Origin of the sequence: Streptomyces sp. NPDC058812 (assembly GCF_042744565.1) — a bacterium.
GTDB lineage: Bacteria > Actinomycetota > Actinomycetes > Streptomycetales > Streptomycetaceae > Streptomyces > Streptomyces thinghirensis.
Map to the genome: position 1 here is coordinate 1 of NZ_JBHYOB010000046.1, position 5912 is coordinate 5912.

6 protein-coding genes and 1 pseudogene are annotated in these 5912 nt (G+C 70.5%); all 7 read right to left on the minus strand.

Annotated elements, in window-relative coordinates:
• Positions 1-615 (minus strand): type II secretion system F family protein (locus tag ACFW48_RS38185; RefSeq protein WP_386323205.1); only part of this gene is annotated, 615 nt, incomplete at its 3' end.
• Positions 612-2147, minus strand: coding sequence for an ATPase, T2SS/T4P/T4SS family (locus ACFW48_RS38190; protein WP_386323207.1), 1536 nt, complete (start codon positions 2145-2147; stop codon positions 612-614). The genes ACFW48_RS38185 and ACFW48_RS38190, both read right to left, overlap by 4 nt.
• Complete coding sequence (locus ACFW48_RS38195) at positions 2137-2955, minus strand: hypothetical protein (RefSeq protein WP_386323208.1); 819 nt, start codon at positions 2953-2955, stop codon at positions 2137-2139. The genes ACFW48_RS38190 and ACFW48_RS38195 overlap by 11 nt, the downstream gene beginning before the upstream one ends.
• Entirely contained in the window at positions 2955-3674 is a 720-nt protein-coding gene (locus tag ACFW48_RS38200; protein ID WP_386323210.1) for an SAF domain-containing protein, read from the minus strand. The genes ACFW48_RS38195 and ACFW48_RS38200 overlap by 1 nt, the downstream gene beginning before the upstream one ends.
• Before the next feature lie 44 nt (positions 3675-3718).
• Positions 3719-4156: an ATP/GTP-binding protein gene (locus ACFW48_RS38205; protein ID WP_386323211.1), complete on the minus strand. Its 438-nt coding sequence runs from the start codon at positions 4154-4156 to the stop codon at positions 3719-3721.
• 503 nt (positions 4157-4659) lie between these two features.
• Entirely contained in the window at positions 4660-5199 is a 540-nt protein-coding gene (locus ACFW48_RS38210; RefSeq protein WP_386323213.1) for a hypothetical protein, read from the minus strand.
• A 369-nt stretch (positions 5200-5568) separates the two neighbouring features.
• Positions 5569-5912 (minus strand): annotated as a pseudogene (locus tag ACFW48_RS38215) (hypothetical protein); the annotation flags it as partial.

Below are 5912 nucleotides of genomic sequence, written 5' to 3' on the forward strand. Positions count from 1 at the left end.
CTCGTGCACCGACTCGGCGAGGTCATCCAACGCCTGCGCCAGACCGGGGCCGCGGTCGGCGGCCGACAGCACGAGCGCGGCCACGACCTTGTCCGCAGTCACGTCGTTCAGGGCGTCACCGAACAGGCGCAGCGCATCGGCCGGGCGCCAGCCGACGTGAAGCCGGTCGACCAGGTCACCGACCTCGTCGGCGATGTCCTCGGGGCAACCCTTCCGGGAGATCTGCAGCGCCTCGTCCAGGCCGCGGCCGAGCCGGAGCACGTTGGCCAGGCGCTGTGTCCAGTCACCCAGCGCCTCCAGCTTCCCGATCCGGGTCGTCGCCGACTTGGTGGGCGCGAGCAGCCACGGCACCCCGATCACGGCCAGGAACACCAGCGCCCCGGCCACGAACACCCCGGTCACCAGCCACAGCACCACCGCGGCCACAGCGCCGCCGGCCAGCCGGGTACGGCGGGCCATCCGCTCGTCCCGGCCGGCCAGCTGCCGCCCCGCCCGAAGCCGTGCGGCGACCGTCGGCCCCTTGGGTGCGGTGGTGCCCACGATCCCGGCCACCAGCCCCACCAGTCCGCCCGCGAGGGCGAGTCCGGCCATCACCCACATCAGCAACGTCGTCACAGGCCTGCCCCCTCGTCCACGAGGAGGGGCAGGGCCGCGGGCCAGGCCCCGCCCGGGACGTTCAGCAGGCCGGCGTCGAATCCGGCGCGGCGCAGGTCGTTGATGCAGCGGGGGTGCATGAGCGGCACCGCCCGCAGCTCGCCCCACTCCGGGCGCGGACCGAAGATCGCATTCGTTTCCGGCCGGCCTCCTTCACCGATGCCGGTGACCTCCAGGATGTGGGAGACGAACCGGTGGCGGTGACCGCCGATCTTCGTCTCGTCGATGGAGGAGACGAACACGATGAAGTGCAGCCCATTGGCGGCCTGCCGGTAGGCCAGCTGCTCGCTCATGTTGGCCTGCGCGAGGAGATAGAGCTCGGCGATCCGGTCGAAAACCACCGACGGGTGGATGGCGTGCAGGGTGCACAGGTTCCCGCCCGCACCGTTGGTCATGGCCTGGAGCATCGCGACGATCTCGGGTCCGCGGACCTCCCCGACCACGATCCGGGTCAGCGTCATGCGCAAAGCCCGGTACATCAGGTCCATGAGCGTGATCTCACCGGCCGCCTGCCCGGCGACCATCTCGCCGTTGGACTCGCGTGCCTCCATCGGCACGACCTGGCGGTGGTGGCCGTTCTCGTGGGCGAACAGCTCGTACTCGGTTTCCAGGGTGGCGAACCGTTCGTCGGGGTCGATCTCCCGCAGCAGGGCGCGCAGCAGGGTGGTCTTCCCTGCGGCCTGGCCGCCCACGATCATTACGTTCTTCTCCGCGCGCACGCAGGCGCGCAGGAATGCCTCCAGGGTGGAGTCGAGCATGCCCCGGTCCACCAGTTCCGGCAGGTCGGCGTGGCGCATGCTGTGCCGGCGGATCGTGACGTAGGTGCCGGGAGTTACGTCGATGACGGCCTGCAGACGGGACCCGTCCGACAGCCGCAGCGCCAGGAACGGATCCGCCGTCGACAGGCTCCTCTCGGCCTGTCCGGTCGTCCGCCGGGCCAGGTCCCGCAGGAGCTCCCGCAGCTCCTCGTCGGAGTCGGCCACGGGTGCGACCTGGATGCGGCGGCCGTCGGTGAAGTCCAGCCACACATCGGCGTACCCGTTGATGAAGATGTTTTCCACGGCTGTGTTGTCCAAGTGCTGCTGGAGCCGGCCTGCCCGGAACTGCAGGTCGAACACAGCCTGCGCGATCGCCGCGTCCTCGGCGGGGGTGGTGGCCGCGCCGCGCTTGACGGCTTCGGCGTCCGACCACACCGCCACCTGCTCGTTGATCAGGTGCCGGCCCTGCTGCTCCTGCGCGGCCGCGCTCATCCCGGGCCGGGCCCGCAGCAGGTCGGTGAGGCGTTCCCCGACCTCCTTCTTGATCAGGCGGACCGCCGCGTAGTCCATCGGCGGCACTGCCGACGTCGGCGCAGGGGCCAGCACCGCCTGGGGATCCGCCGACGCCAGCCGGGCGGGGGCTGCCCCAGCCGGTACCGGCCGGGGAGCGGCGAGGCGAGCCTGCAACGAGCTGGCGGCGACCTGCGGGTCACCGTGCAGAGGGCTAGCGCGCATGGCTGACCACCCGCCCCTCGACAGGCCCAGCCGGCGGGGCGAGCCGAGAACGCCGGATCTCCACCAGCTCCTGCACCCGCACCGCAGCCGACCGCGCGGAGCGCATCAGCGAACCGGACTCGAACCGGCGGGGCTGCTCGGCGCCATCGGACAGCACCTTCGCCTCCTTGGGCTGCCACGGCAGCACAGCCGTGACCGGCACGCCGAGCGTCTTGCGAACCTCCTCCTTGGAGAAGGGGCCCTCGTCGACGAGCAGCAAGCCCACCTCAACGCTGCCCCCGACGCTCTCACGCAGAGCCTCGAGCCGGACCTGCGCGCTCTGCAGGCTGCGCAGCGTGCTGCGCGCGACCAGCAGGACGACGTCGGCCCGCCGCGCCAGAACCGCCGACGGCCCGAACGCACCGCGCCGGCCGAGGTCCACCAGGACGTCGTGCCCGTGCTCCTCGATCCCGGTGAACAGGCGCGCCAGGGGCTGCCACACCGGCTCCATCGCGGAGGAATGCGCGGGGTCGTAGAGGCCGGGCAGCACCAGCCGGTCGCGGCTGCCGGCGTCGGTGACGTCGACCAGCTGACGCCAGAACGCCTCGACCAGCTGGCCCTGACGGGCCGCGATCGCCAGATTCCGCAGACCGTGCGTGTTGCCCAGGGTGCCCTGGAGCGCACCCGGCAGGATCGCCCCGCCATCAGGGTCCGCCTCGGCCAGTATCACCCGGTGCCCCTCCGCGAGCGGCCACGTCATCAGCAGCGCCATGGCGGCCGTGGTCACCCCCGGGGCACCGAGCCCACCGGCCAGCGCGATGACCGCCATCAGCTGCCTTCCTGCGACGCCAGGATCAGCGCGATAGCGCCGGTCGCCACCCGCGCGGCCAACGCCGGCCCGTCGGTCGCAGGCACCGCCACATCCACCACCACAACGCCCGTCGCCGGCGCGGCCGCCCCCACCGCGACCACGGTTGCGGCCACCGTCTTCGGCGCACCAGCAGGCTCAGCCGGCTTCGCCCCGCCCACCGCCTGGGCGCTGTCCGGGGTGGAGACGATCAGCACCTTCTGCCCCGGCGCGAGCCGGCTCGCCGGCAGCTGCGACGGCTTCAATGCCACACCCACCAGCTGCTCACCGGCTTTCACCAGAGATACCGACGTCACGTGCCCAGGGGACAGCAGCGCACCGGTCTTCAGGGCGACCGCGGCGCGCTGACCGACGATGGACTTCTTCTTCGTGACGGGGACGGCTTTGACGGCCGGGTCCAGCGCCAGCGATGCGGGGGCCAGGTCGGCGTCGGTGACCGCGGCACCCACCGGCACGTCGCGTGCCACGACCAGGACGGCGGTGCGCTGGCCGGAAGCGGTGAACAGCAGCGCGCCGGAGAGCCCGCCGGCCGCGATCAGTGCCACGGACAGGGCGATCAGCCCTGGGCGCCGACGGCGCTGGCGGACAACGCGGGGTGCTGCCGCTGGCTGCACGCCGGGGCCACCGGGCGCCGGTACGGCGGCCGGGCCCGGCGTCGTGGGCGTGGTGGTGGTACTCACGTGCTGTGCCTCCTGAGAGGGGAAAGGAAGTGCGGTCGTGTGGCCTACTGGCCGACGACCTGGAGTTCTCCGATGCGCACCGCGGCCTGCGAACTGCGCGTCGTGGTCAGATCGCCCTGCTGGCCGCCGCCGACCCAGTGCACGGCCCACGTCGTCGTCGCGGTCACCGCGTACTCACCGACACGGGAGTAACCGGCGATGCCGCACTGGCCGCTGGCCTGGCTCGGCGGAGTCAGTCCGAACGAAGGGCTGTAGGGGGCGCCGGGGAACGGGCAGGACACGCTGGTGCCGTTGCCGAAGTCCCACACGACGTCCTGCACGGTCGCCGTGGCGGTGACCGTCACCCCGAGCGCGGTCGCACTGGCCGACGTCGGCCCGGTCGTCTGCGGACTCGGCCCGTTCCACACCCAGACCGGCACGCCGACCGTCCCGGTACCGCCCTGCTTCGGAGCGATCCCGATGTCCGCACCCAGCAGCCGCATCTTCGTGACTGCCTCCTGCGCCAGAGCCTCCAGGTTCGGCCCGCCTCCGTATCCGGGAGGGGGGGTCTGGAACCAGCGCAACCCGCCCATCAGGGGCTGGCCTGGGCACTGGCCGTTGTAGACCGCGCCGTCTCCCGGCGCGTGTCCATCCCATACAGGATCGTTTGCGGCTGGTGGCGGTTCCAGGAGCCGCCAGTAGCAGGAGCTCGACGCGTCGAACCAGCCCGATTCTTCGTCGTAGCAGGGCACCTCGAACGTCCCGCCTGAGCCGTCCCGAGCCATGCACTTGGCTGAACCACCCCCGCCCCCGCCCCCGCCACCTGGCTTACCGTCATCGCCAGGCTTATCGGGCTTCGGCGGCTTCTTCCCGCCGGCGTAGACGTCGCAGTCGGTTGCACCTGGCGGGCAGTTGGCGCCTGGCTTGGGCTCGTCCGCTGCAGCGGGGACTGCATACAGTGCCCCCGCGAGCAACAGCGCCACGGTGGCGATCCGTCTCGTCCCGCTCAGCACAGCTGGTCCCGAGAGATGTCGAAGTCACGGATCTGCCAGGCGCCCCCGATTTTGAGTGCCGTATACGTGGCAACGTGGCGACGATTCTTGTCCATCGTTTCCACGGGCTTGCCGCTCTGCTTCTCAACCTGGATGTAGTTCGTGCTGTCGATGCAGTCAGTGATGGTTGCTTTCGGGGGCTCGGCGGCCGCCTCCATGGCTGAGACCTGCGGCGACAAGGTGGGCGCACCCGTCATGACGTAGCCGTTGTCCCGGTAGTAGATCTGAGTCGCCTGGACCTTCGAGTAGGCCTTATCAGCACCCACCGATTCCATCCCGGTGTTCTTCATGGAGCCGGTGGAGTAGGCCTTTATCGATGCGTCCCAGAAGGCTCGGTAGACGCCGAGCAGGGCGTCCTTCTCGGCGGCCTGTGGCTCGGCTGTGGGGGTCGGGGACGCGGTTGGGCTGGGTGGAGGCGCGGCTTTGTTTTCCTTCGTGCAGCCGGTGGTGAAAGCCGCAACGGTTGTCGCGAGCGCGGCGGCGGTGAGGAGCATGCGGCACCGTGTGGTGCGGGTGTGGTGCTGGTGTGCTGTTGTCACGTGGAAACCCCCCAAAGTCACCGTGCAGGTTGGATGGACAGCAGGCCCCGTCATCGCTGTCGCAACGTGTTCGCGTCGTCGCGATCTGTCGGTACAGGGCACCTTATGACGCAATCGGGTGGTAGGCCTAAGGGGTTCATGGGGCGCAGGTGTCAATCGTGTTGCTTTGACCCCAATGCCGGTGTGACATATGCCAGTTCGGCGTCGGTTGGCATCTCGGCTGGTGGGAGTGAGTGCGGGTGCTGGAAGGGTAGTGTCACCGCAAATCGGCCACATGGCTTGTTCTTTGCGCATGTGATTGTCTGGCGGGGGTCTTCACCGTGCTCACAGCTGCATCCAGCCGCAGCGCTCGCGGGTACCGGCCAGGGGCGTCCACACCGGGCTGGAGGGGCCGGCTTCTTCGAGGTCTTCGAGGATGGCGGCGCCGAGCGGGACGTGGGCGGCGAAGCGGGTGACCAGTGCGTGGTCGGCGGCCATGCGTCGCAGGTCTTCGATGCGGTTGGTGAGGGTGGTGCGGGACGCTCCGGTGAGGATGAACAGGATGCGCGGGAAACGGGGATAGAAACGCTGCCACGCGAGCGTCGAGGCCTGGTCGGCGACGGTTCCGCGCCGACCGGCGGGCAGGGGGGTGTAGTCGTGGAACCGGGCGTAGGTGATGAGCTTGCGGG

Coding starts and splice junctions, on each gene's coding strand:
- ACFW48_RS38190 (WP_386323207.1), bottom strand. CDS start 2,147: ATGCGCGCTAGCCCTCTGCACGGTGACCCGCAGGTCGCCGCCAGCTCG.
- ACFW48_RS38195 (WP_386323208.1), bottom strand. CDS start 2,955: ATGGCGGTCATCGCGCTGGCCGGTGGGCTCGGTGCCCCGGGGGTGACC.
- ACFW48_RS38205 (WP_386323211.1), bottom strand. CDS start 4,156: ATGCGGCTGCTGGGTGCGGACATCGGGATCGCTCCGAAGCAGGGCGGT.
- ACFW48_RS38210 (WP_386323213.1), bottom strand. CDS start 5,199: ATGCTCCTCACCGCCGCCGCGCTCGCGACAACCGTTGCGGCTTTCACC.